The organism is Zoogloea sp., assembly GCF_030157465.1.
Classification (GTDB): domain Bacteria; phylum Pseudomonadota; class Gammaproteobacteria; order Burkholderiales; family Rhodocyclaceae; genus Zoogloea.
In genome coordinates this window covers 13,575-38,108 of the sequence record NZ_JAOAUU010000133.1, presented here as the reverse complement: position 1 = coordinate 38,108, position 24,534 = coordinate 13,575, and the positions used below count along the sequence as shown (strand labels likewise).

Annotated in this window: 22 protein-coding genes and 1 pseudogene; 17 read left to right on the top strand and 6 right to left on the bottom strand. The window is 65.8% G+C overall.

Annotation, left to right across the window (positions count from 1 at the left end):
• Positions 1 to 385 precede the first annotated feature (385 nt).
• Genes Q1W26_RS15975 through Q1W26_RS15960 form a run of 4 tightly spaced genes read left to right on the top strand, consistent with a single transcriptional unit; the run spans position 386 to position 4,764 of the window.
• On the top strand, positions 386 to 1,159 hold the full coding sequence (locus Q1W26_RS15975; protein ID WP_300442276.1) for a DUF3348 domain-containing protein: 774 nt from the start codon (positions 386 to 388) through the stop codon (positions 1,157 to 1,159).
• Positions 1,156 to 3,366: a DUF802 domain-containing protein gene (locus Q1W26_RS15970; protein WP_300442274.1), complete on the top strand. Its 2,211-nt coding sequence runs from the start codon at positions 1,156 to 1,158 to the stop codon at positions 3,364 to 3,366. The genes Q1W26_RS15975 and Q1W26_RS15970 overlap by 4 nt, the downstream gene beginning before the upstream one ends.
• A gap of 2 nt (positions 3,367 to 3,368) precedes the next feature.
• Positions 3,369 to 4,013, top strand: a complete 645-nt coding sequence (locus Q1W26_RS15965) for an OmpA family protein (protein ID WP_300442272.1) — start codon at positions 3,369 to 3,371, stop codon at positions 4,011 to 4,013.
• Positions 4,006 to 4,764 carry a DUF2894 domain-containing protein gene (locus Q1W26_RS15960; protein ID WP_300442270.1) on the top strand — a complete coding sequence of 253 codons (759 nt, stop codon included), beginning with the start codon at positions 4,006 to 4,008 and terminating at the stop codon, positions 4,762 to 4,764. Before Q1W26_RS15965 ends, Q1W26_RS15960 begins: the two co-directional genes overlap by 8 nt.
• An 86-nt stretch (positions 4,765 to 4,850) precedes the next feature.
• On the opposite strand, the gene Q1W26_RS15955 is transcribed toward Q1W26_RS15960, so the two are convergent.
• Positions 4,851 to 5,708, bottom strand: coding sequence for a TorF family putative porin (locus Q1W26_RS15955; protein ID WP_300442268.1), 858 nt, complete (start codon positions 5,706 to 5,708; stop codon positions 4,851 to 4,853).
• Positions 5,709 to 5,892: 184 nt separating this feature from the next.
• Here Q1W26_RS15955 and Q1W26_RS15950 point away from each other — a divergent pair, with 184 nt between their 5' ends.
• The 7 genes from Q1W26_RS15950 to Q1W26_RS15920 all read left to right on the top strand — a co-directional run bounded on the left by Q1W26_RS15950 (position 5,893) and on the right by Q1W26_RS15920 (position 14,330).
• A complete protein-coding gene (locus Q1W26_RS15950; protein WP_300442266.1) occupies positions 5,893 to 7,584 on the top strand; it encodes an APC family permease in 1,692 nt (563 codons plus the stop codon).
• Between the two features lie 11 nt (positions 7,585 to 7,595).
• Positions 7,596 to 8,177, top strand: a complete 582-nt coding sequence (locus Q1W26_RS15945) for a dimethylamine monooxygenase subunit DmmA family protein (RefSeq protein WP_300442264.1) — start codon at positions 7,596 to 7,598, stop codon at positions 8,175 to 8,177.
• Positions 8,174 to 9,124, top strand: a complete 951-nt coding sequence (locus tag Q1W26_RS15940; RefSeq protein ID WP_300442262.1) for a PDR/VanB family oxidoreductase — start codon at positions 8,174 to 8,176, stop codon at positions 9,122 to 9,124. The genes Q1W26_RS15945 and Q1W26_RS15940 overlap by 4 nt, the downstream gene beginning before the upstream one ends.
• A gap of 76 nt (positions 9,125 to 9,200) precedes the next feature.
• On the top strand, positions 9,201 to 10,277 hold the full coding sequence (locus Q1W26_RS15935; RefSeq protein WP_300442260.1) for a DUF3445 domain-containing protein: 1,077 nt from the start codon (positions 9,201 to 9,203) through the stop codon (positions 10,275 to 10,277).
• 172 nt (positions 10,278 to 10,449) lie between these two features.
• Entirely contained in the window at positions 10,450 to 11,832 is a 1,383-nt protein-coding gene (locus Q1W26_RS15930) for an acyl-CoA dehydrogenase family protein (protein WP_300442258.1), read from the top strand.
• A 60-nt stretch (positions 11,833 to 11,892) separates the two neighbouring features.
• Positions 11,893 to 12,429: a flavin reductase family protein gene (locus Q1W26_RS15925; RefSeq protein ID WP_300442257.1), complete on the top strand. Its 537-nt coding sequence runs from the start codon at positions 11,893 to 11,895 to the stop codon at positions 12,427 to 12,429.
• Entirely contained in the window at positions 12,426 to 14,330 is a 1,905-nt protein-coding gene (locus tag Q1W26_RS15920; protein WP_300442256.1) for an aminomethyltransferase family protein, read from the top strand. The genes Q1W26_RS15925 and Q1W26_RS15920 overlap by 4 nt, the downstream gene beginning before the upstream one ends.
• An 81-nt stretch (positions 14,331 to 14,411) precedes the next feature.
• Here Q1W26_RS15920 and Q1W26_RS15915 read toward each other — a convergent pair whose 3' ends face one another.
• Positions 14,412 to 15,137, bottom strand: a complete 726-nt coding sequence (locus Q1W26_RS15915; protein WP_300442254.1) for a hypothetical protein — start codon at positions 15,135 to 15,137, stop codon at positions 14,412 to 14,414.
• A complete protein-coding gene (locus tag Q1W26_RS15910; protein ID WP_300442253.1) occupies positions 15,130 to 16,308 on the bottom strand; it encodes an ATP-binding protein in 1,179 nt (392 codons plus the stop codon). Before Q1W26_RS15910 ends, Q1W26_RS15915 begins: the two co-directional genes overlap by 8 nt.
• Before the next feature lie 349 nt (positions 16,309 to 16,657).
• Between Q1W26_RS15910 and Q1W26_RS15905 the strand changes: the two genes are divergently transcribed.
• On the top strand, positions 16,658 to 16,864 hold the full coding sequence (locus Q1W26_RS15905; protein ID WP_300442251.1) for a hypothetical protein: 207 nt from the start codon (positions 16,658 to 16,660) through the stop codon (positions 16,862 to 16,864).
• A 251-nt stretch (positions 16,865 to 17,115) separates the two neighbouring features.
• Here Q1W26_RS15905 and Q1W26_RS15900 read toward each other — a convergent pair whose 3' ends face one another.
• Positions 17,116 to 18,930 carry a PAS domain-containing protein gene (locus tag Q1W26_RS15900; RefSeq protein WP_300442250.1) on the bottom strand — a complete coding sequence of 605 codons (1,815 nt, stop codon included), beginning with the start codon at positions 18,928 to 18,930 and terminating at the stop codon, positions 17,116 to 17,118.
• Positions 18,931 to 19,099: 169 nt separating this feature from the next.
• Here Q1W26_RS15900 and Q1W26_RS15895 point away from each other — a divergent pair, with 169 nt between their 5' ends.
• The 3 genes and pseudogenes from Q1W26_RS15895 (at position 19,100) to Q1W26_RS15885 (ending at position 21,348) form a co-directional block, all read left to right on the top strand.
• Entirely contained in the window at positions 19,100 to 20,623 is a 1,524-nt protein-coding gene (locus Q1W26_RS15895; protein WP_300442248.1) for an ATP-binding protein, read from the top strand.
• Between the two features lie 43 nt (positions 20,624 to 20,666).
• A pseudogene (locus Q1W26_RS15890) lies at positions 20,667 to 20,981 on the top strand (response regulator); the annotation flags it as partial.
• Positions 20,982 to 21,183: 202 nt separating this feature from the next.
• Positions 21,184 to 21,348, top strand: coding sequence for a LuxR C-terminal-related transcriptional regulator (locus tag Q1W26_RS15885; RefSeq protein WP_300442246.1), 165 nt, complete (start codon positions 21,184 to 21,186; stop codon positions 21,346 to 21,348).
• 31 nt (positions 21,349 to 21,379) lie between these two features.
• Here Q1W26_RS15885 and Q1W26_RS15880 read toward each other — a convergent pair whose 3' ends face one another.
• Positions 21,380 to 21,736 carry a transcriptional regulator gene (locus Q1W26_RS15880; RefSeq protein WP_300442245.1) on the bottom strand — a complete coding sequence of 119 codons (357 nt, stop codon included), beginning with the start codon at positions 21,734 to 21,736 and terminating at the stop codon, positions 21,380 to 21,382.
• A 3-nt stretch (positions 21,737 to 21,739) separates the two neighbouring features.
• Positions 21,740 to 22,042: a type II toxin-antitoxin system HigB family toxin gene (locus Q1W26_RS15875; protein ID WP_300442244.1), complete on the bottom strand. Its 303-nt coding sequence runs from the start codon at positions 22,040 to 22,042 to the stop codon at positions 21,740 to 21,742.
• A gap of 181 nt (positions 22,043 to 22,223) precedes the next feature.
• On the opposite strand from Q1W26_RS15875, the gene Q1W26_RS15870 reads away from it, so the two are divergent.
• The gene (locus Q1W26_RS15870; protein ID WP_300442242.1) at positions 22,224 to 23,354 is read left to right on the top strand and encodes an aminomethyltransferase family protein; all 1,131 of its coding nucleotides are present in this window, start codon (positions 22,224 to 22,226) and stop codon (positions 23,352 to 23,354) included.
• Between the two features lie 181 nt (positions 23,355 to 23,535).
• Positions 23,536 to 24,399 carry a formyltetrahydrofolate deformylase gene (purU, locus tag Q1W26_RS15865; RefSeq protein ID WP_300442240.1) on the top strand — a complete coding sequence of 288 codons (864 nt, stop codon included), beginning with the start codon at positions 23,536 to 23,538 and terminating at the stop codon, positions 24,397 to 24,399.
• The last annotated feature ends 135 nt before the right edge of the window (positions 24,400 to 24,534 follow it).

Genomic DNA, 24,534 nt, shown 5'->3' with positions numbered 1-24,534 from the left:
CAGCTTCTTCATTAAGGCTCTCCATCGATTGCAGGTCGGAGGACTTTACACCCACCAGACAGAATTGCTCCGCAAGAACCGCTGCAACACGGACGCAACAGCCACATGCCGCTCACCAGCTGAGCTCTTCATATAGTAAGCAAGAGCGGGCAGAGGCCATGAAATGCCGTCCGGCGAGGATTTCGAGCAAACGCGCTTAGCCACGTGCTTCGATGACTGACGGGACATGACCGTCCGGGGCCGCTGCCCGTCGAGGCGATCGCTTGATTGATTGATACGCTTCAGAAAATCCGGCCTCGCCGCCACGATTCCCGGCAACGCTGACCTGCCCGCCACTTTGTAGTAGCCTTGCCGCCTCTTTGGCTGGTGGACGTCGGTTTTCGGTATGGCGCAAGGGGTGCCGCGTACAAATTTCCATAGTTCCGGGTTCATTCGCATCCTTGCCGAGCTGTCTGTCGCTGATGTTGCCGATTCGAGGCAATCCTTTGCGGACAGGCTGGGTCAGTGGCTGGACTTTACGGACGCGATATCGCTCTTCTCCGTTATTAATGACCGCGCGGCGAGCGTGCCGGATGCGCAAACCGGAGCCCCCCAGCGGGCGGGCCTTGCCGTGCACGAGGAATTTGCGCGGGTGCGTGCCATGCTGGCCGACTCAATCCGTATCGATGGCGTCCTCAACCCAGGCAAGGCACGAATAAAACTGCCCGCCCCGTCCCTGCATCCAACCGACGAAGACGCGGCGGACTTCCTGCCCTTCCAGAGGTATTACCTCGCCCATCAACGGGACATGAACGCGCACATTGGCCCCTTGCGTGCCAGTGTGCGCAACGCACTGGCAGATCACTCCCCCGCCCTCAAGCGGCTTGCCGCCCTGGATGGTGTGCTGGACCAGGCCCTGGGGCCCCGCGAGCGCAACTTGCTGGCAACCGTGCCCCAGCTTCTCGCAAAACGCTTCGAGCACCTGCACCAGGCGCACAAGACGGCACGTGTTGATACCGCGACACCGGACGATCCGGAGGCGTGGCTTCAGCCGGGAGGATGGCTGGCGGCATTCTGCAAGGACATGCAGGCCGTGCTGCTGGCAGAACTGGACGTTCGCCTGCAGCCGGTCGCGGGGCTGATCGACGCACTTGGCAACCAGGATTCAAATCAGCAATGAATAGAACGATTTTTTTGACGGCTTTTTTCGTGGGCTTGATCGCCGTGTCGTGGGTTGGCGTCGGCTACATCGGCACCAGTCCGCTGGCGCTGACCATGACGGCGATCATCGGCACGGTCTATGTCGCGGGCGCCCTCGAACTGCTGCGTTTCAGCCAGGCCACATCCACCCTGGCCAGGGCACTGGCGGCAATTCCCGAGAACCTGCCCGATCTCGGCAACTGGCTCGACACGCTGCATCCGTCACTGCAGAACGCCGTGCGCCTGCGCATCGAGGGTGAGCGTGTCGGCCTGCCCGGCCCGGCAATGACGCCTTATCTGGTGGGGCTGCTGGTGCTGCTGGGGATGCTGGGCACTTTCCTGGGCATGGTGGTCACCCTCAACGGCGCGGTCATCGCCCTGGAAAGCACCACCGACCTTCAAACCATTCGCGCCTCCCTGGCTGCTCCGGTAAAGGGATTGGGCGTGGCTTTCGGCACATCGGTTGCGGGCGTGGCCGCCTCGGCGATGCTGGGCCTCGTCTCGGCCCTGTGCCGTCGCGAACGCCTGCAAACGGCGCACGTGCTGGACACCCGGATCGCCACCGTATTGCGCGGTTTTTCCCTGGTCCATCAACGCCAGGAAACTTTCAGGGCCTTGCAGCTTCAAGCCCGGGCCCTGCCCGATGTGGTGGATAAACTGCAGGCGATGATGGTGCAGATGGACCAGCAGAGCCAGCAATTAAGCGAACGCCTGCTGGCCAACCAGGAAAACCATTACCGCGACGCCAAGGGCATTTACTCCGACCTGGCGTCGTCCGTCGACCAGTCCCTCAAGGAGAGCCTGACCGCAAGCGCCCGCCTGGCTGGCGAAACGATTCAGCCCGTGGTCGAAGCCACGATGAGCGGCATTGCGCAGCAAACGAGCGCCCTGCACACAAAGATGGCCGACACGGTCCAGTCGCAGCTCGACGGACTCTCCGAGCGTTTCAGCGCCACCGTCACCACGGTATCAAACACCTGGACCGACGCCCTGAACCGCCACGCGCACACCAGCGAAACCCTCACGGCGGGCCTGAACGGCACGCTGCAAACCTGGGCCGACACTTTCGAGCACCGCTCGGCAGCGCTGGTGGCCACGGTGGACCAGACCCACGCAGCCTTGCAGGCAGACCTGGCGAGCACCGTCACCGGCATTGCGCGGGACACCAGCGCGCTGCACGAAAAGCTGGCCGACAGGCTGGAGACGCAGCTGGGCGCGCTCTCGAACCGCTTCGGCACAACCGCAACACACATCGCGGACACCTGGACCGACGCCCTGGCCAGCCATGCGCGCAGCAGCGAAAACCTGACCGGGGAGCTGCACAAATCCCTCGAATCCTTCGCCGAGACCTTTGCCCAGCGGTCGGCTGCGCTGCTCGCCACGGTCAATCAATCCCACGCCGCCTTGCAGGCAGAACTGGCCGCGTCGGACCAGCAACGGCTGGCAAACCTGGCCCAAGCCCTGGAGTCGACGAGCACATCGCTGCACCAGGAATGGCAGGCCGCGGGCGCCCGGAGCCTCGCCCAGCAACAACACCTGTGCCAGACGCTGGAAGAAACCGCCCGCAGCCTCACCACCCAGGCGCAGGCCCAGGCCAGCACCACCATCGACGAAGTATCGAGGCTCATGCAGACCGCCGCCGAAGCACCCCGGGCTGCGGCCGAAGTGATCGGCGAGCTGCGCCAGGAACTCTCCGCCAGCATCGCGCGGGACAACGTGCTCCTCGAGGAGCGCAGCCGCATCATGGAAACACTGGGCGCCCTGCTCGACGCCATCAACCATGCCTCGACCGAACAGCGGGGCGCCATCGACGCCCTCGTCGCATCGTCCACCGCCTTGCTCGAGCGCAGCAGCACCCGCTTCGAGGCCAGCATCGAGGCCGAAGCCGCAAAAATGACTGACGTCGCCACGCGGATCACCAGCGGCGCCATCGAGGTCTCGAGCCTGAGCGAGGCATTCGGCTTCGCGGTTCAGCTGTTCAGTGATTCCAACGAAAAACTGATGGAGACGCTGCAGCGCATCGAAGGCTCGCTCAACACATCCATGGCACGCAGCGACGATCAGCTCGCTTATTACGTGGCCCAGGCACGGGAAATCATCGACTTGAGCATCCTGTCGCAAAAGCAGATCGTCGAAGATCTCCAGCAGCTTTCCAGCAAACAGGCATCGCTTGCCGGCGAGGTGTGACGATGGAAAACATCGACGACGGCCTCGAGCACAGCACGCCGGTATGGGCCGTATTCGGCGATCTCATGTCCGGCCTTCTGGGGGCCTTCGTGCTGATCCTGGTCGGCGTGCTCGGGGTTCAGCTCGAACTGGCCACCAGCCTGGAAGCCGAGGTGCACAAGCGGCAAATTGAAGAGCGCAGGCGCCTGGCCCTGGAAAAAGCCCTGGCGGTTCCGCTCGCGTCCGGCCGGGTCACGCTGAACAACGGGCGCATCGGCATCAGCGGCAGCGTGCTGTTTGCCCTCAACTCCGACCAGCTCCAGCCCGAGGGCCGGCAGATTCTCAAGAGCCTGGCGCCGCCACTGGCCGCCTATCTGGGCGCCCGCGGTGAAATGCTGATGGTGAGCGGCTTTACCGACGACAGGCCGATGCGGGACAGCAACCGGCAATTCGCCGACAACTGGGAGCTTTCAGCCCAGCGCGCCTTGACGGTCACCCGGGCCATGATCGACGAAGGCATTCCGGCTGCATCGATATTTGCCGCGGCCTTTGGCCCCGAGCAGCCGGTGGCCTCCAATGCCGACGAAAAGGGGCGAGCGCAGAACCGGCGCGTGGAAATGGCGCCGGTCCCGCAATCGGCCAAGACGGACACAGGCCCCCATGAGTGAATCCGGGACGCCCGGAGCCCTGGAAGCCGTCGATCCCCGCGTGACGATCGACGCCCTGCGCGCCCGTGGCGCAGACCACCTCGATCCCGTCCGCTTTCGTTTCATCGAGGCCTTGGCCCGACGCTCGGCCGCCGAGCAGGGTGACGCCAGACGCGTTCTGGACGGCAGGCTGGCAACGGCGCTTGACGAATACACCGCACGATTCGATCAAACCCAAACCCGGGCCGGCGACACCCTGGCCTGCACCGTGGCGCAATTTCCGGATGCGGCCGACCGGCTGGACGCCATTTACCGCGCCGGCAATTTCCGCGAATTGCGTCAATTCATCGCCAGCCTGCAAGACCGCTATCGCGCGCACCCCCTGGCCGAACTGCTGTCCCATATCCAGCAGCATTCGCCGCAAAACGTGCCCGTAAATGGCGCCGGAGAAGCGCTCAAGCCCCGGGAAGAACTCACAGCCCTGGCGTATTTCAGAAACACCTGGTCCAGGCTCAAGGTCGATCAGCAGCTGGCCCGCGCGCTTGCGCAAGCGCCCGAGAACGCCGGCCCGCTCAATTCCCACCTGCTGGTGCTTCAGTCACTCAAATTGATGCGCGACATCTCGCCGGAATACCTCCGGCGCTTCATGGCCTACGCGGACGCCCTTTTATGGCTGGACCAGGCGGACAGCAGCAATAAAACCGTGCAAAAGAACATCGTTCGCAGCGAGCGTGACAAGAAACGGAAAACCGGCCGCAGCAACCCCGGCTGAGGCCACACCGGCGTGGGCCGGCAGAAACGCAAACCGGCCCCTTTCCAGGGACCGGCGCAGAGGCTTCGCAAGCTCGACAGCGTAGATCAGAAGGTCCGGTTCACCGAGGCGATCCAGGTGCCCGCGCTCATGTCCTTGGTCGTTCCGTTGCCGGCGACGCTGGGATAGTTCTTCCAGTAATCGGCACCCACCGTGGTGGTGTAGGCCAGGCCCAGGGTCCAGCTGCCGGGCATGGCCTTGCTGACGCCCACCTTGTAGTCGGAATAATCCAGCCCCTTCGAATTGGTGATGGTCTGGCGCCCGGCGTGGAGGCTGGCCGTCCAGGTGGGCAGAAACTCGTAGGCCGCGTTGGCCTCGATGTACCACGAGCCGGTGGTGTCGCCGCCGCTGACGCCCGACGACGGATTGCCCGGGAAGGCGCCCACCCCGGCGTTGTTGCTGGTGAAGCCGAAATAGCCCACGTCGGTGATGGCGCGGGAGTACTTCACGTTGAGCCACTGCCAGGTGCCGGAGAGATACACCTCGGTGGAGTTGTAGCTCTTCCTGGCGTAGCTGCCGGCGGGGGTGATCTTGTCGTAGTTGGCCCCCGGAAAAAGAAACTGGAGCAGCCCCACGTCGTAGGTTAAATCGCCCACCGCGCCCCGGTAGCCGCCGTAGAGGTCGATCTCGATGGTGGCGTTGGCATACAGGTTGGCGCTGGTGTTGGACATCCAGGCGCCCGCGTAGAAGCCCGATGCATGGGCGTAGTCGAAGCCGCCCTGCAACGCGGGATTGCCCCAGGTCTGGCGGATGCCGCGGAACACGTATTCCGACACGACGCCGATGTTGCTGGTCAGCTCCGGGGCCGGAGCCGGGGCATCCTCGGCGAAGGCAGCCATTGCCGGCAAGCCGAGCAGCAGCCCGGCCCCGTAGTTGCACACTGCGTTCCGGACTGCGGATTTCATCGCGGGTTTCATGGTTTTGCCTCTGTCGGTGTTGGGATGGTGCCATTTCACGCTCGCGCGCCTACTCCCTCAATTCCCCCTCCGACCTACTCCCAAAGTCGAATTGTTCGCTGCAGCAACGGGGCGGACAGTGCAGCCATATCGCAGTCAGCGGTGTGGTTTTTCGACCTTGGGGAGAACGCAGATGAACACGACGACAGTGGATGCCGCGAGCGGCATCGGGAGCGGCGGCGCCAGCGCTACGCTCCATCGCAAGATTGGTTGGGCTGGCGCTTTCTGGGTGGCCAGTGGCGTGCCGGCACTGGTGCTGTTTTCCATCGGCTCCATTGCCGCCACGGTGGGCAAGCCATCGTGGGCGGTGTGGATCATTTCGATCGCCTTCGGCTTCCTGCAGTCCTTTTCGTACGCCGAGATCGCCGGGTTGTTCCCCCACAAATCCGGCGGCGCGTCGGTGTATGGCGCGGTGGCCTGGGTGCGTTACAGCAAGATGCTGGCGCCCCTGTCGGTGTGGAGCAACTGGCTGGCCTGGTCGCCGGTGCTGGCCATCGGCTCGGGGCTGGCGGCGGGCTACATCCTGTCCATCCTGTTTGCGCCGGATGCGGCCATCAACACCTGGCAGATCACCCTGCTCGAGCTTGGCGGCGTGAAAGCCGGGCTGGCCCTGCGCATCAACGCCACCTTCGTGCTCGGCGCCGCGGTGCTGCTGGCGGCCTTCGCGATCCAGCACCGCGGCATCCTGCAGGCGGCGCGCATGCAGATGGTGCTGGGCATCGCCGCCCTCGCCCCGCTGATGCTGATCGGTCTGTGGCCGCTGCTCTCCGGTGACATCCCCACCGCCAACCTGACGCCGCTCTTCCCGCTGGCCAAGGATGCCGGCGGCGCGGTGATCGACGGCAGCTGGGACATGGCCGGCTTCACGCTGATCGCCGGCGGCCTGTTCATGGCGGCGTGGTCCACCTACGGCTTCGAGACGGCGGTGTGCTACACCCGCGAGTTCCGCAACCCGCGCACCGACACCTTCAAGGCCATCCTGTATTCGGGCCTCCTGTGCATCTTCGTATTCACGGTGGTTCCGCTGGCCTTCCAGGGCAGCCTCGGCCTGGGGCAGATGGTCACCCCGGCCGTCCTCGATGCGGCGGGCACGGTGGTCACCCCGGCGGTGTACGACGGCATCCTGTCGCCCGACATCTACAGCGGCATGGGCGTAGCCCAGGCCATGGCCCACATGCTGGGCGGCGGCGCGCTGATCGAACACGTGCTGATGGCCATGCTGGTGCTGGCCCTGGTGCTGTCGATCATGACCTCGATGGCCGGCTCCTCGCGCACCCTCTACCAGGCCTCGGTGGATGGCTGGCTGCCCAAGTACCTCTCCAACGTGAATGGCAACGGCGCCCCCACCGCGGCGATGTGGACCGACCTGGGCTTCAACCTGCTGCTGCTCCTGATGTCCGACTACGTCTTCGTGCTGGCCATCTCCAACGTCTGCTACATCCTCTTCAACTTCCTCAACCTCAACGCCGCCTGGATCCACCGCATCGACCGCCCCCACTGGCCGCGCCCCTACAAGGCACCGACCTGGCTGATCGGCATCGGCACCGTGCTGGCCTTCGTCAATCTGGGCCTGATGGGCATGGGCGCCGACATCTGGGGCGTCGGCACCCTGGCCACCGGCCTGGCCGCCGCGGCACTGATCCTGCCGGTGTTCTTCTACCGCCACTACATCGTCGACAAGGGCCGCTTCCCCGCCGCGATGCAGGAAGACATGCACCTGGGCAACGAAGCAGGCGTCGGCACCCGCGCCGGCATCCTGCCCTGGCTGGCCCTGGCCGGCGGCGCGGCGGTGATCGCCGTCGCCCACGCCGTGGCCGTGATCTGAGGAGACCCGCGATGATGCACTCCGACATCAAGAGCCGCCCTGAATACCGGGCCCTGGAGCCGGACCTGGCCGGCAACCGGCACCTGCTGGTGATCGAGGGCGAAACCCTCCAGCACGGCCGGCTGGACGCCCTCGCCGGCACCTTCGCCCCGGTGGCCGGACAACTCCAGACCTGGCTGGTGGGCGCTCCGACGGCCACATCGGGCCTGGGCAAGGTGTGGCAGCTGGCCGGGCCGGACGCGGTACTCGACGCCTTCGCCTGCGCCAGCCGCGGGTTCGGGATGGGCGACCGGCTCTACGTGCAGGGCACCGAGCCCTTTCTGTGGTCGGTGGCCGGTGCCGCCGCGCTCATCGGCTTCGGCCCCGGCCAGGTGCAGCTCCACCACGCCGGCAGCCTGCGCCGCCGGGTGTGGTGCACCCACTGCCACGCTTTCACCGACGGGGTCACCACCAACGTCGTGCCCTGCGGCGGCTGCGGCCGCCACCTGCTGGTGCGCGACCACTTCTCCCGCCGCCTGGGCGCCTTCATGGGCGTGATGGTGGACGCCGAGGCACCGGGCGAGATCCCGGCCATCGAGGAGGTCTTCGCATGATCGGCGAAACCCTGCAGCTGAAAGTGGAGGCCGTCACCGACATCGCCCCCACCCTGCGCCATGTGCGCCTGGTGGCGGCGGACGGCGGCAAGCTGCCCCCCGCCGCGGCCGGTGCCCACATCCAGCTGGTGCTGGCCGGCGCGGGCCGCAGCTTGCGCAACGCCTACTCCCTGGTCAGCCGGCCCGGCGCCCGGGATGCCTGGGACATCATCGTGCGCCTGGTGCCCGCCTCCCGCGGCGGCTCGGCCTTCATCCACGAGCACCTCCAGGCCGGCGACACCCTCGCGGCGGGCTGGCCGGGCAACCTGTTCGCCCCGGTGCGCACCGCCCGGCGCCACCTGATGATCGCCGGCGGCATCGGCATCACGCCCTTCCTGTCCTACCTGGCCGACTTTGCGATGAGCGGCGGCGAGCACGCGCTGCACGTGTGCTGCCGGGAAGCGGAGAAGGACGTCTTCGCCCCGTGGCTCGCCGGCCGCAGCGGCGTGGCCTTCCACTGGGACGCCGACGGCCACCGCCTCGACATCCCGGCCCTGCTGGCCGCCCAGCCCGCCGGCACGCACCTCTACGTGTGCGGCCCGGCCGCCATGAACGACGAGGTGATCGGCGCCGCCGCGGCCGCCGGCTGGCCCGCCAGCCACGTGCATTGCGAGCACTTCGGCTCGGCCCTGTCCGGTGGCGAGGCCTTCCGTGCCTTCCTGGCCCGATCCGGCATCGAAGTGGAAGTGGGCCAGGACGAAAGCCTGCTGGAAGCCATCGAACGCGCCGGCGTGGCCGCCCCGTGCCTGTGCCGCGGCGGCGCCTGCGGCGTGTGCGTGACCCCGCTGCTGGAAGGCGATGCCGAACACCGCGACCACGTCCTGTCCCCCGCCGAGCGCGCATCCGGCCGCCTGATCATGCCCTGCGTATCGCGGGCGAAGGCCGGCAGATTGGTACTGGATTTGTGAAACCGCTGTAGGCGCGACTTCAGTCGCCCACCCCATCCACACGGGCGAATGAATTCGCCCCTACAGGAGAACGATCATGACCATCGCCTTCAAACCCGAAGAAACCTTCCGCGGCGACTACAGCTACCGCAACAGCGACGCCGCCATCCTGCGCTTCCCCTTCCCCTTCCCGGAAGACCGCTACATGTACAGCGTCAACATCGAGCCGCACACCCGCAGCGGCCCGAGCGACGTGTTCCTGCGCCCCTTCGACGTGGATGAACACTACATCGCCGAATGCCGCGACCGGGCCATCACCCTCGAGCGCGACCCCGGCCGCTGCCAGGTGCTGCCGCACATGATGATGGCCCAGTGGGACACCCTCGAGCTGCTGATGGAGAACCTGTCGGCCGACTACCCGGAACTGTTCTCCCTCACCAAGGAGGGCGACGACTTCGGCAGCCGCTGGACCTGGATCAACCGCCCGCTGGGCATCGAGCAGAGTTTCATCTTCGGCGACGCCGACACCCTGCCCTGCGAGCCCTTCGAATACATCACCCGCCAAGCGCAGGGCGACTTCGCCATCTGCGACCAGCGCGACGACAACCTGTACATGGACGCTGGCATGGTCACCGCCCAGGCCGACTGGTCGCTGGAGTTCGACGTGGGCATGAGCTTCATGGAATGGCACGGCCCGGTGCCCCTGGCGCATCAGGCCGGCGTGTTCGAGCGCGCCCTCAAGTACCTGCTGATGCTGCGCCTCGGCCAGCCGGTGCGCCGCCTCAACTGGACCATGAGCATCAACCCGCGCCTCGACACCTCGCCCGAAAGCTTCCCCGAGTGGGGCCCCGACCGCGCCAGCGTGACCCCCGACAACGCCGGCCAGAAAGTGCACCTGCGCGTCGAGCTGCAAACCCTGTGGCGCCTGCCGCGCAGCAACGCAATCCTCTTCCCGATCCGCTGCTACCTGGCCTCGCTCGACGACCTGGCCCGCGTGCCCAAGTGGGGCAAGCGCCTCAACCGGGTGTTGTCCACCCTGCCGCCCCAGCTCGCCGAATACAAAGGCCTCAGCCGCTACCTGCCCGCCGCCCTCGAATGGCTGGCCAGACACGACGACGGCGCCGAACTGCCGGTCGGCACCGAGGCCGGTGTCACCACCCTCGCGCCACGCTGACCGGACCTCTGCCCTGTAGGGGCGACTTCAGTCGCCCACGGACTCCGCCCACCGGCATGTCGATGCATCGACGCGGGGAGGGCGACTGAAGTCGCCCCTACAAAGGCCCATACAAAAAACCCAAACGAATCAAACCCACCCCCTTCAAAACGCTCACGCAAAGGAAGCCACCATGAACGCACTCACCCACCTCACCCCCGCAGGTATCGGCGCCGAATGGAGCCCCCACTGGATGCTGTCCCCCGCGCAGAAGGCCCTGCAGGCCGACCTGATCGCCCTGTGCGAAACCACCCTGCGCCCCAACGCCATCGAGAGCGACAAGAAGTACATCTACCCCCGCAAGAACTTCGAAGCCCTGGCCGCCATGGGCCTGATGAGCCTGACCATCCCCAAGGAACTCGGTGGCCGCGGTGAAAACCACCTGTGCGCCGCCATGGTCGTCGAGACCATCGCCCGCTACGGCTGCCCCTCCACCGCCATGTGCTACACCATGCACCTGGGCGCCTGCGCCGCCGCGCTGCTGCGCCACCACGACAACGAGCGCCTCAAGGACATCCTGCGCCGCGTCGACCAGGACGTGCTGATCGGCACCCTGTCCTACTCCGACCCCGAGACCGGCTCTCACTTCTGGTATCCCATGTCGTCCCGCGCCGAGCGCACCGACGGCGGCTGGAAGGTCTTCAAGAAAGCCTCCTGGACCACCTCCGGCGGCTTTGCCGACTGGTACATCATCCAGACCACCTCGCCCGACTTCGGCGGCAACTACTCCGACCTGTCGTGCTTCCTAGTCACCAAAGACCAGATCAAGGCCGACCCCGCCAACTGGGATGGCCTCGGCATGCGCGGCAACCAGTCCGGCCCGATCTCGGTGGATGGCGTCGAGATTGCCCCCGACGCCCTGGTCGGCCCGGTGGGTGACGGCGCCAAATCGAACGACGAAGTGGTCGACCCCTTCTTCCTGGTGTGCTCCTCGGCGTGCTGGAACGGCATCAGCCTGGCCGCCATGGACATCACCAAGAACCACACCACCCGCAAGGTGCACAACGACGTGGGCATGCGCGTGGCCGACTACCCGACCATCCAGGACTACGTCGGCGAGTGCCTGATCGACACCAACGCCAGCCGCAGCTACGTGTACCTGGCCGCCAAGGCGCTGGACGACCAGACCAACAACTGCGACTGGGCACCCCATGCCGAAATCGGCCACCTGCCGCGCACCGCGCTGCTCAACTGGCTGTGGCAGGTCAAGTTCTTCTCCTCCAAGAACGTCACCCACGTGGTGGACAAGATGCTCCACGCCTGCGGCGGCACCGGCTACAAGCCGGCCCTCGGCATCGAGCGCCTGCTGCGCGACGGCAAGGCCGGCTGGGTGATGGGGCCCACCAACGAAGTGCTGCGCCAGTTCGTCGGCAAGGCCGCGCTGCTCGGCTTCGAGGTGCTCGACTACTGGAACCAGTCGGTCAACCAGCGCGTGCTCGGCAACGAACTCAAGAAGATGAGCAAGGAAGAAAAAGCCGCCTTCGCCACCACGCTGCTGGCCGAAGCCCAGGCCTGACCACCGCCCCCCGCGGGGCCGGCGCCCGGCCAGCCTCGCGAGCGGCTCAAAGGAGAAGCCATGCAAACCCTCGACAGCCCCTCCGTGCCCGTGGCTGCCCACCGTGCGCCCTTTGACGGGCGCCTGTTCCGCCGGGTCCTCGGCCTCTTTCCCACCGGCGTCACCATCGTCACCACCTGGGACGCGGACGGCCAGCCCGTGGGCGCCACCGTCAGCTCCTTCAACTCGGTATCCCTCGACCCGCCGCTGGTGCTGTTCAGCCTGGCCCGCAACATGGCCTGCTGCGAAGCCTTCGCCGCCGGCGGCCCGCTGGCCATCCACGTGCTGGGGGAGGCGCAGGAAGACCTCTCCAACCGCTTCGCGCGGGGCGGCGCCGACAAATGGGCCGACCTCGCCTACGGCGCCGGCGAGCACGGCGCCCCGCTGCTCGACGGCACCCTCGCCACCTTCGAATGCCGGCCCTACGCCCAATACCCCGGCGGCGACCATACCATCTTCGTGGCCGAAGTGAAGCAGCTGCGCTTTCGCGACGGCAGCCCGCTGGTCTTCAGCGCCGGCGGCTACCGCCGGCTGGCGGAGCAGGAGGTCTGCACATGAACGACATCGCCCCCCCGTGCCTCACCGAGCCGGAGGACGACCCCTTCCTGCTCGCCGCCGAAGCACCGCCGCCTGCGGCCCAGGCTTTTCCCGAAGCGCTGGTGGTAATCCGCATCACCGCGGCCAGCGCGCGCGCCTTCACCCTCAAGGCCGGCCAGTTTTTGCAGGTCATCGACGTGGATGGCCGCCAGTGTTCCGACCTGCTGGCCTTCGACGCCGCGGCGCTGGCCACTGGCGAGGAATGGGGCCTCGACCCCACCGTAACGCGCACCCTCGCCGGCGCCGCCTACCCCCAACCGGGCCTGCACGCCAAGTACTTCGACGCGCGCATGCAACCGCTGCTCGAAACCGTGCAGGACACCGTCGGCCGCCACGACGCCTTTGCCCTCGCCTGCACCGCCAAGTACTACGAAGACGCCGGCTTTCCCGGCCACGCCAACTGCAGCGACAACTTCAACGCCGCGCTGGCGCCCCTCGGCATCCGCCCGCGGGCCGGCTGGCCGGCCATCAACTTCTTCTACAACACCTTCATCCAGCCCTGCGGCAGCCTCGGCTTTGCCGAACCCTGGTCGAAGCCCGGCGACTACGTGCTGCTGCGCGCCATGAAGGATCTGGTGGTGGCGGTATCGTCCTGCGCCGACGACATCGACCCCGCCAACGCCTGGCAACCCACCGACATCGAGGCGCGCATCTATGACGCCGCCCATTCCTTCCCCCGCGCGATGGCCCACCGCATGACGCCCGACTCCCCTGCCCGCCTGACCCGCCCGACCGCCTTCGCCCCGGTCACCGAAACCCTCACCCGCGACTTCATCGACTACAAAGGCTTCTGGCTGCCAAAGAGCTTCGTCGGCCACGGCACGCTTGCCGAATACTGGGCCTGCCGCGAGAAAGTGGCGCTCATGGACCTGTCGGCCCTGCGCAAATTCGATGTATCCGGCCCCGACGCCGAAGCCCTGCTGCAAAAGGTGCAAACCCGCGACCTGCGCAAACTCGCCGTCGGGCAAATCGTCTACACCGCCGTATGCCACGCCCACGGCGGCATGATGGACGACGGCACCGTCTTCCGCATGAGCCGCGACGTGTTCCGCTTCGTCTGCGGCGAAGACACCACCGGCCTGTGGCTCAAGGAACAAGCCGCCGCCGGCAACTTCGACGTACACATCCGCGACACCACCGACGCCCTGCACAACCTCGCCGTGCAAGGCCCCAAGAGCCGCGAACTGCTGAACAAGATTGTGTGGACCGCCCCGGTTCAGCCAAGCATCAGCGAACTCGGCTGGTTCCGCTTCACCGCCGCGCGCCTGGGCGGCCCCACCGGCATTCCACTGGTCGTGTCGCGCACCGGCTACACCGGCGAACTCGGCTATGAACTGTGGTGCGCCCCCAAGGACGGCCCGGCCGTATGGAACGCCGTGATGCAAGCCGGCGGGCAGTTTGGCATCGCGCCGCTCGGCTTCGACGCCCTCGACATGCTGCGCATCGAAGCCGGCCTGGCCTTTGCCGGCCACGAATTCTGCGACCAGACCGACCCCTTCGAAGCCGGCATCGGCTTCACCGTCGCCCTCTCCAAGCCCGAAGACTTCATCGGCAAAGCCGCCCTCGAAGAACGCAAAGCCCACCCCCGCCGCAAACTCGTCGGCCTCGCCATCGCCAGCAACGAACCGGCAAGCCACGGCGACGGCATCTACCTCGGCCGCGCCAAAGTCGGCGAAATCACCAGCACCGTCCGCTCACCGGTCCTCGGCACCCAGATCGCCCTGGCGCGGGTCGATGTCGCCTATTCATCACTGGAAACGGCCCTGCAGGTTGGCCAACTCGACGGCCACCGCAAACGACTGGATGCGACAGTGGTCGCGTTTCCGCACTACGACCCGACGAAGGCACGCGTAAGGGCTTAGCGAATCACGTCCAACCTCCATGTCCCAAAAGGAGGCCTGCACTGCATTCAGGTGCTTGAATGCTATGGCGAAAGTTCTAGACTAAATTGCAGAGGACTGAGGTGCTCGTACAGGAAACGCCCGTGCAACGAGTTGTACTCGCTGTTCTAGCACACCAGCCTGTGTGCAATGGCTTTTCACCTGTTGCCATTTATTTGAAATAGACCCGGCATGTAAGCGGTAGTCTTGAACGGATTTCCTGAGTTTTTGCCCCTTGGGCAGTTGAGATAGAGCCGTCTCAAGCTGGAGATTGCATTCCAACCCTGCCAGCAAAGCATGTCCGGCAGGCAGGACTGCGGCGGCCATCCAAGCATCACTAGCTTTCGAGGGAATGCAAAACAAGCTCTTTGGCCCAACTGCCGCAAGACCGAGCCAACTCAGCAGCACGGTTTCCAAAGCGGCCACTGTGTTACCAGGAGGGGGACAAGGTTGCTCACCCGGCAAAGCTTGCAGATCGGCAGCTGCCTGCTCCACGGCTGGACCACAGTGGGCGTAACGTTTCCCTGCAACATCCGCATCCAGATGCAATATCACCAAATCAAATTGTGACAGCGTGGGGTCTGCTTCAATGCTGGTGGCCGCACGCAGGCGGAACTCCCGACACCACTTGAATACCCCTCCCCAACCGCCGCCCATGTCCGGGCGAGTGGGCTCTGGCTGCAATTGAGTGAGCACAAACGAGCGCTGCAAAATCGCCTTGAGGGCTGCTTCGATAACGATGAAATCCGTGGGACCCTCCGCAATTAAGGCTATCCGGGGATCAGACATTCGGCATGGCTCCCAAATTTCCCATCAGCCACAAACGGGACAAGGGATAAGTGGCTTGCATCTCCAATAATTCAGGGCTGAGACTAATGCGACGAACAACTGTGTGTCCTTCACTATTTCTCTCGACTGCAAACAGCCTTACTTCAGGATTGCTCAAATCCAACCCGTCCAGAACCGCCGGATTGTGTGCAGTAAAGAGCAGTTGCCTTTTTTCGGAATCGAGTGCCAACCACGAAGTGAGCTTGGCGGTCAGTCGCCCCACCAATCTCGGGTTCAAGGCCTGATCCAGATTATCGATAGCGAACATTTTCGGTGCGTGTGGCGACAGGCATAAAATCGCGCAGAAAAGCACATATAAAGCACCTTCGCTAGCATCATAAGCCGTAAGAGTATTTCGGCTCTTGCGCATGAAACGATCAGTGAACTTCAATACATCTTTGGTGCGCGCAACCGATGGCGACAACAGAGACCCAGCCGATGAGGTGGTTTGAATATCAGCGACCCAGTCCACTAACTCAAACACGCTATCCAACAACTCCTCGTCCTGATCAAGGATCGTCTTGCGGAACTCGGCAAAGCCCTCCGCCAACCGCCCGCCGGACAACCCTAGCGGGTTACGCGACTGGGGGTCGCTCACCATCGCACGCAGAGTCGGAGTATTGGGTGAGTAAATTGCAAAGTTCTGCAGGCGGCTCATTAACTTTGCCGCTGGACTGATGCTATCAACCTCCACCAATTTCAGTGCCGCCAATCCCGCAGTCGGGGTTAGATTCCGTTTATTGCGCACTCCGTCAGAAACAATTTCGTCTCCTCCGGAGGTTAGCCGCTCCGTTTTGAACGTCCAAGCAGGCTCTGGATTCTCCAGTGGATTCAATAATGAAACTCGATAAATGGCACCATCGTCGCTTTGAGCACGCAAGCCGATATGCACGGGAACACTGGCCGACTCAAACGATGTCTTGTAAAGCCGAGGCATTCCCGGCCGCACTCCACGACGAAGCAGGGACTCATCATCTACCTTGCCACTAGCTGCAGCACTTAACACACCAATAGCTTCGAGAAGATTGCTCTTCCCTACGCCATTGGCGCCGATAAAACAATTCACTCGCCCCAGATCCAGCGTCTGTGAAACGACCGACTTGAATCCGTCAATCTGAATGATTTGAATCATGATGTGCTCCCGTGAGAGTTCTTATTGCTGCAATAAACAGGGCGTCGTCCAGCGTGGCTCCCTTCCTCAGAAGGGCACCTCGAAAAACCTCATTTTCCAAAAATCACGCATCGATAAATCAAGGAGTTACGAAGCGCTCGAGGTGAAAATCAGGGGTTTTTCGAGGTACCCAGAAGATGCTCGACATTCAAGGCCATGGTGATTTTTCTGAACATTCGCAGGCCCGCAGCTTACAACGGGGCCGCAGGGCTCGCCATCCGGCATGGCGCTGCCACGGCTTCACCTCCATCAAGGCAAAGCTCCCGCATCACCGGGTATAAATACACCACCTGCCCATCGGGATCTGCCCATGAACCCCCCCAGCCAAACCCTCCGCGTCGTCTTCACCCTCAGCGCACTCGCCTGCTCGGTCATTCTGATGCTCTTCGTGCGGGGCCGGGCGGAATGGACGGACGCGTTCTGGCTCCAGCTCGCGGCAAGCTCCGTCGCCCTGTGTGCGGCGGGCTGCTTCGTCGCGTTCCGCAAGGGGGCTTGCGGCTGGAGGCGGTTCCACTGAGGCGCTTCGCACTCGTCTTCCTGCGCCACCTGGCGCTCACCGACCTCGCCTCGGGGGTGGCCGTCACGGCGCTGGCCGGGCTGTGGCTGGCGCCGGGCATCGCGTCCTTCACGACCTGGCGCACGTTGCGGGGCGGGCGACCGCAGGCCCCGCACCTACTAGCAGCGAGGTCGATCACCCTTCGCGGCGATCGGCCGCGCCCCCGCCAGTTCGGCCGGCTGGCGCAGGCGGTGCCGGGCTGAGGGGCAGGTTCAGCCGGCGGCCGCTCCCGCCGCTTCTGCCGCCGCGGCCAGCACGGTCTGGGCGTCGGCGCTGCCGGCGGGCGCAGGGGCGATGCCGACGTGCCCGGAGAGCACCAGCGAATGGCCGTCGATGCGTAGCGGCCGGGCAGCCAGCTCGGCCAGGGCGGCCGCGAGCCGGGCCAGGCCGGGCGGCGAGGCCGGATCAAGGTCGAAGCCGCCAGCCCAGGCCAGCGTTTCCGGGCGGAAGTCGGCGATCAGTACGGCAAAACCCTCGCCGTGACGCGCCACGCCGTTGCAGTCGCTGTGCACCACCCGCAGGCGCTTGCCGGTTTCCACCATCACCCGCTCGGCCATCGCCGGGCCGTGCTCGGCGGCGATCCCGCTCAGGGGCTCGATGGCCAGGTGAAACAGCGCGAAGGGATAGCCGGCAATCGCCGAATGGACGACGAGGTGCTGCAGGCGGTCGAGGAACAAGCTGAAGCTCAGCAGCCCGGCGGCGTTGTCGAAGAACAGGCGGCGGCGGGCTTCTTCCTGCGCGCCGCGGCTGCTGCTGACATCGGTGATGAAGCCTTCCAGGCCGAGAAACTCGCCGCGGCTGGAGTGGATGCCGCGCCCCTGCTCCCACACCCAGCGGATCTGGCCGTCGCGGTCGATGATCCGGTAGCTCAATTCATAGCGCTCGCGCCGGGTGAGGCGCATCTGCACGTAATTCCACACAAAATCCCGGTCTTCCGGGTGGATCAGGTCGGCAAAGCTGGCCGACTGGTTATCCACCAGTTCCAGCGGGGTGTAGCCGGTCAGCTCGAAGCAGCCTTCGCTGACGAATTCCATGGTCCAGTGCTTGTCGTTCTGGCCCCGGTAGATCATGCCCGGCAGGTTGTCGAGCATGGTGTGCAGGCTGCGCCGCTGGGCACGCAGGGCTTCTTCGCTGCGCCGGCGCTGGTCGATGTCGAGCAGCATGCCGACGATGCCGCTTTCGCCACCGGCCGCCGTGTCCAGCGGCCAGGCGCGCAGTTCAACCCAGCGCGGGCCGGGGCTGCGCGCCGCCAGGGTACGCACTTCAAGGCACAGGCTGTCGCGTTCGCCGGCCTGCAACTGGCGCAGGCCCTTGGTGAGCGCCACCCGGTCTTCCAGATGAAAAAGCGGCAGAAAGGGCACGAACAGGCTGTCGGCCACGGCCCGGCCGGTGGCTTTTTCCCACTGGGGGTTGAGCCAGGTGAGGAGCAGCTGGCTGTCGAGGGCGAACAGGATTTCGCCGGCGAAGTGGCCCATCCGGTTGCCCCACTGGCGGTCGGGGCCGGCTTCCGGGAGTTCGTCCGGCGCCCCGAACTGAAGCAGCGCCACCGGCGAGCGGTCGCCGCGAAAGAGGCTGAGGCGGGCCAGCCAGGGCACGCCGTCGGCGCGCAGCAGGGTGATCACGCCGGCGTCGCCGGACGCCGTTTCGGCCGCCAGCAGGGCCACCAGACGCCGGTGGTGCTTGGGGTGGACGATGTTGTCGAGGGGCATGCCGATCACTTCGTCGCCCCGCGCCTCCAGCCCGAGGGCCTTGAGCAGCGCCAGGTTGGCGTTGGTGATGCGCCCTTGCGCCACCAGCAGCGCGGGCAGGCCGCTGTGCAGGGCAAAGTGGGTCAGGGGCTGGTGGTGGGCCACCTCGCTGCGGGGCGGCGCCGTGATGCGCCCACGGCCGCTGAAGCGCAGCACAGTCCAGGCCAGGCCGGGCAGCAGGGGCAGCCCCCAGACGGCCGGCGATGGCGGGCCGGCATCGACCAGCACGATGGCCGACAGGGTGGTGAGCAGCAGGGTGGCGACAAAATAGAGGGTCATGGAATTCCGCGGAAGATGGCCGGCGCCGGGCCGGCTGCACCTGGCTTCAAGCAGGAATCACTCCACGGCGCGCGCCCCAGACCATCGGCATGAGTTTCATCAGAGGCGCAAAAGTTGCTCATAGGTAACGTCGCACTGTTGCCCGGTGCATCCTGAACGGCCCTCTCCGGTGCTCGACCGTTATCCCCTCCTGTCCCGCCTGAGCCTGATGCTGGCCTGCCTCGCCAGCCTCAGCGCGGCCCTGTTCGTCAGCGCCGGCGTGGCGGCGCGCCTGGAAAGCCTGGCCCTGGCCCGGCCCGACGGTGACGCCGCGGCCCGCCTCGCCGGGGTCGGGCTGATCCAGGTGGTGCTCGTTTTACTGTTTGTAGCGGGCTGCGGCCTGATCCTGCGCACGGCCTGGAAGGTGCTGGCAGTGCGCACCGATCTCGCGCTGGCCGGCGTCGCCGCGCACACCGCTGGTGCGGTGGCGGCCCCGGCCGGGGGCAGCGACGAGATCGACCGCCTGGCGCGCAGCCTGGATTCGGTGGCGGCCCAGCTGGCCGGGCGGCTGGCCGACGGCGAGCGCCTGTCCCGCCAGGCCCGGGAACAGGAGCGCTTTGCCGCCCGCTCGCTGGAATTCATCTACCGGGCCTGTGCCAGCCTGGCCGAGAACAGCGCCAGCGCCCCCTGGCTCACGACCCTGCTCGAGGACATGGCGGACTGCCTGCAAGCCCACTGCTGCACCCTCGCCCTGCTCGACCCGGTGGCCGAGGGACTGGGCGTGCCGGCCGTGCTGGGCGCCCCGCGCCTGGCCCGCCTGCTCGACGAGTTCGACGTGGACGAGCTGGCCCGCAGCGGCGGCCTGCGCCGCTCGGTGGCCGGGCCGGACGGGGAGATCGTCGAGCTGGCCGTGCCGGTGCGGGATTCAGACAACATCTACGGCGTGCTGATCGTCGAGGCCCGCGGCGACTTTCTCTTCGAGAGCCGCCACCGCCGGCTGGTGGACGCGGTGGCCGGCCTGTTCGCCCTGTCCCTGGGCAACCTGCAGCGCAACCAGCGCCGCCGCCGGCTGGCCCTGATGGACGAACGTAGCGCCATCGCCGGCGAACTCCACGACTCCCTGGCTCAGGCTTTGTCCTACATGAAGCTGCAGATCGCCCGCCTGCAGCTGGAGATCGGCCGCAGCTGCGCCGCCTGCGCCCCGGCCGGCGCCGTGCTCGACATCTCCGGCGAGATCAAGACCGGCCTCGACAGCGCCTACCGCCACCTGCGCGAACTGCTCTCGGCCTTTCGCACCAGCATGCCGCCCGGCGGGCTGCAGCAAGCCCTGCGCGAGGTGGTGGACGAACTGTCGGCCCGGGCGGGCACCGAGATCGGCCTGGACTACCGGCTGGGGGACTTGCCCCTGTCGGTCAACGAGGAATTCCACCTGCTGCAGATCGCCCGCGAAGCGCTGACCAACGTGGTTCGCCACGCCCGCGCCGAGCACGCCCTGATCCGCCTGGAACGGGACGAGGACGGGGAGGTGCTGGTGCTGGTGGAGGACGACGGCCGCGGCATCCAGCCCGACAGCGGCGGCGAGGGCCACCACGGCATGTCGATCATGCGTGAACGGGCCCGCCAGCTGGGCGGCAGCCTGGATGTGGACGAAGGCGCGGGCGGCACCGGCACCTGCGTCGAGATGCGCTTCCGGCCCCGCTCGGCGGGCCACTGAACCCGATGACTCCAACAAGGAAACACGCGCCATGTAACACGCAATGACGGGCGCCCCGCCGGGCGCCGAGGGGGCGTCGATCCGCCTCGTGGTGGTGGATGACCACGCCCTCTTCCGCAAGGGCATCGGCCAGCTGCTTTCGATGTACGGCGACATTCAAGTGGTGGCCGAGGCCGCCTCTGGCGCCGAGGGCATCGAGGCGGTGCTGCCCCACCGCCCCGACGTGGCCCTGGTGGACCTGCACATGAAGGGGCTCGACGGCATCTCGGTCATCCGCGCGCTGCAAAGCGCCGGCTCGACCACCCGGCTGGTGATGCTCACCGTGTCCGATTCCAGCTTCGACGTGATGGAGGCCCTCAAGGCCGGGGCCAGCGGCTATCTGCTCAAGGACATGGAGCCGGACGAGTTCTGCCTCAAGCTGCGCCAGGTGGCCGCCGGCGGCACCGTGCTGTCATCCGAGGTAGGCGGCCTGCTGGCCAAGCCCCAGCCCCCCCACCCGGGAAAGCATCGACGAAGGTTAGGCCTCCCTCACCGCACGGGAGCAGGAAACCCTGGAACTGGTGTCCAAGGGCGCCTCCAACAAAATCATCGCCCGCTCGCTGGGCATCGCCGAAAGCACGGTGAAGGTGCACGTGAAGCACGTGCTGCAAAAGCTCAACCTGCGCAACCGCTTCGAAGCCGCCGTGTGGCTGCGGGAACTGCGGGAAGAGGAACGGGGCGGGTGAGCCCCCGTTGGGCGGTTTTTTACATCCAGCGTCAGGCGATCAGACTCTCAGCCGCAATGCCCAGCCCGGAGTGCAGGCGTCGGATCATCGGCAGCGTGAGGGGCCGCCGGCGTGACAGCACCTCATACACCCGGTTGAGCCGCCCGATGTAGGGCGTCAAATCCTTGGCGGTGAGGCCTTCCTGGTCCATTCGGAACTTGATGGCTTCAATCGGATCGGGGGGCGCCACCGGATAGCGCCTGGCCTCGTAGGCCTCCACCAGCGTCGCCAGTACATCGAGGCGATCACCGTCGGGGGTGCCCGGCTCGGGGTCGGCCTCCATCAGCCTGGAAATGTCGGCCAGGGCCGCACGGTGGTCGGCCTCAGTGCGGATCGGGCAGATGTCCATGATTCACTCCAGTTCAATAGTTGCAGCATCCACGGCGTCGTACTGCACGTGGGTGCCGATAAATTTCACGTAAACGACGCCTACCCGGTAGGCCACCGCCACGATCAAACGGAAATCATTGCCCTTGATATTGAACACGACCCGCCGGTTATGCAAAAAGCTGGCATTGCGGTAGTGAGCCTTGATGTCGGCCGGTTGCATCCACTGCGCCTTACGCACCTCATCCACCCAAGCCCTGAGCGGCTGTTCTGCCGCAGGGTGGGTCTCCCAAAAATCCCGCAGTGTTTTGATGGCGATGATTTTCATGCGTCAACACTAGTCCCACTACGGGACTAGCACAAGCGATGCTTCAAACACAAACATATTGACAGGCTCGCTGCCCCCACCGCCCCTCTCCCCGAAGTAGTACCAGAGTAGTATTTCCCGCGGCCCGCGCGGCTGGCCTAATGAACTCAATCCCCAACCCCTTTCAGAGAAGGAGTTTCAGATGAGTTCATGGAGACTTTCGGTCCTCGCCGACCGCCATCGCGCCCTGGGTTCCGGTCTCGAAGACTGGAACGGCATGGGCACCGCGTGGACCTATTCCACCAGCCTGGCCGACGAGCACGCAGCGATCCGCACCAAGGCCGGTCTGATGGATGTGTCGGGCCTCAAGAAGATGCACATCATCGGCCCCCACGCCGAAGCGCTGATCAACTTTGCCACCACCCGCAACGTCAGCAAGCTTTACCCGGGCAAGTCGGTGTACGCCTGCATGCTCAACGAAGCCGGCAAGTTCATCGACGACTGCGTGATCTACCGCAACGGGCCCAACGCCTTCATGGTGGTGCATGGCTCCGGCGCCGGCCACGAGATCCTGACCCGCGGCGCGGTGGGCCGCAACGTGGTGGTGCTGTTCGACGACGACCTGCACGACCTCTCCCTGCAGGGGCCGGCGGCGGTGGACTTCCTGGCGAAGCACGTGCCGGGCATCCGCGATCTGCCCTACTTCCATCACCTGCAGACCACCCTCTTCGGCCGGCCGGTGATGCTGTCGCGCACCGGCTACACCGGCGAGCGCGGCTACGAGATCTTCTGCAAGGCGGCCGACGCGCCGCTGATCTGGGACACCATCGTCGCCGAGGGCAAGGCGCTGGGCATCATGCCCTGTTCCTTCACGGCCCTCGACTGGCTGCGGGTCGAGAGCTACCTGCTGTTCTACCCCTACGACAACTCCGACATGTACCCGATGGAAGGCCAGCCGATCGGCGACAGCCTGTGGGAACTGGGCCTCGACTTCACCGTGTCGCCGGGCAAGACGGACTTTCGCGGCGCCGCCGAGCACTACCGCCTGCAGGGCCGGGAACGCTTCAAGATTTACGGCGTGGAACTGGCCACGAAGGAAGCGGCGCTGGGCGGCGACGCCCTCTACGACGGAGAAACCCAGGTCGGCCTGGTGACCTGCGGCATGTACTCGCGCCTGACCGAGCGCTCGATGGCCATCGCCCGCCTCGACCCGGCCTACGCCGTGGCCGGGCGCAAGCTGCAACTACGCGGCGCCACCCTGAGCTGCGCGGCCACCACCCACACCCTGCCCTTCGACGACCCGGACAAGATCAAGCGCACGGCCAAGGGCTGAGCGGCGAAGAGCGATGTGCATTTGTAGGGGCGACTTCAGTCGCCCTCAGCCGGCCAAATCAAGGTAGATCGTTTGTTTGAGTCCGTGGGCGACTGAAGTCGCCCCTACATCGCCCCGATCCGCCGCCTCACCCCCGGATGAACCAATGGCCCTCCAGAGGCCGAGCACAAGGACAACAGCCATGAGCCCCCCCACCCGACGCTACACGCTATCGCTCTCCTGCCCCGACCGGGTCGGCATCGTTGCCGCCGTCAGCGCCTTTCTGGCCAACAACAAGGGCTGGATCACCGAGGCCAGCCACCACGCCGATGCCGAAGCCAATCGCTTCTTCATGCGCCAGGAGATCATCGCCGACTCCCTGCCCTTCGGCATCGACGCCCTGCGCGACAAGTTCGCCCCCATCGCCGCCGAGTTCGGCATGGACTGGCGCATCTCCGACTCCGCCCGCAAAAAACGCGTGGTCATCCTCGTCTCCAAGCAGGAGCACTGCCTCTACGACCTCCTCGCCCGCTGGCAGGCCGACGAGCTGAACATCGAGATCCCCTGCGTCATCTCCAACCACGAAACCTTCTGCGGTTTTGTCGAGTGGCACGGCATCCCCTTCCATCACGTGCCCGTAACTCCCGACAACAAGCCCGCCGCCTACGCCAAGGTCGCCGACCTGTTCCGCGAGGCCGAGGGCGACGTGATGGTGCTGGCCCGCTACATGCAGATCCTGTCGCCCGAGCTGTGCGAGAACTACCCGGGCCAGATCATCAACATCCATCACAGCTTTCTGCCCAGCTTCGTCGGCGCCAGGCCTTACCACCAGGCCTACACCCGCGGCGTGAAGCTGATCGGCGCCACCTGTCACTACGTCACCAGCGAGCTGGATCAGGGCCCGATCATCGAGCAGGACGTCATCCGCGTCGATCACTCCGACGCCCCCGACGACCTGGTGCGCTACGGCAAGGACATCGAGAAGGCCGTACTCGCCCGCGGACTGCGCTACCACCTCGAAGACCGGGTGCTCGTGCATGGCAACAAGACCGTGGTGTTCCGATGAGTTCCTGCGAACCGAATACCGGCCCTGTAGGGGCGGCTTCAGCCGCCCGCGGAGTCTGATCAACGAAAAACCGGGCGGCTGAAGCCGCCCCTACAGGCGGCCCCCACACGCCGCATACGGATACTTGAGGATCAA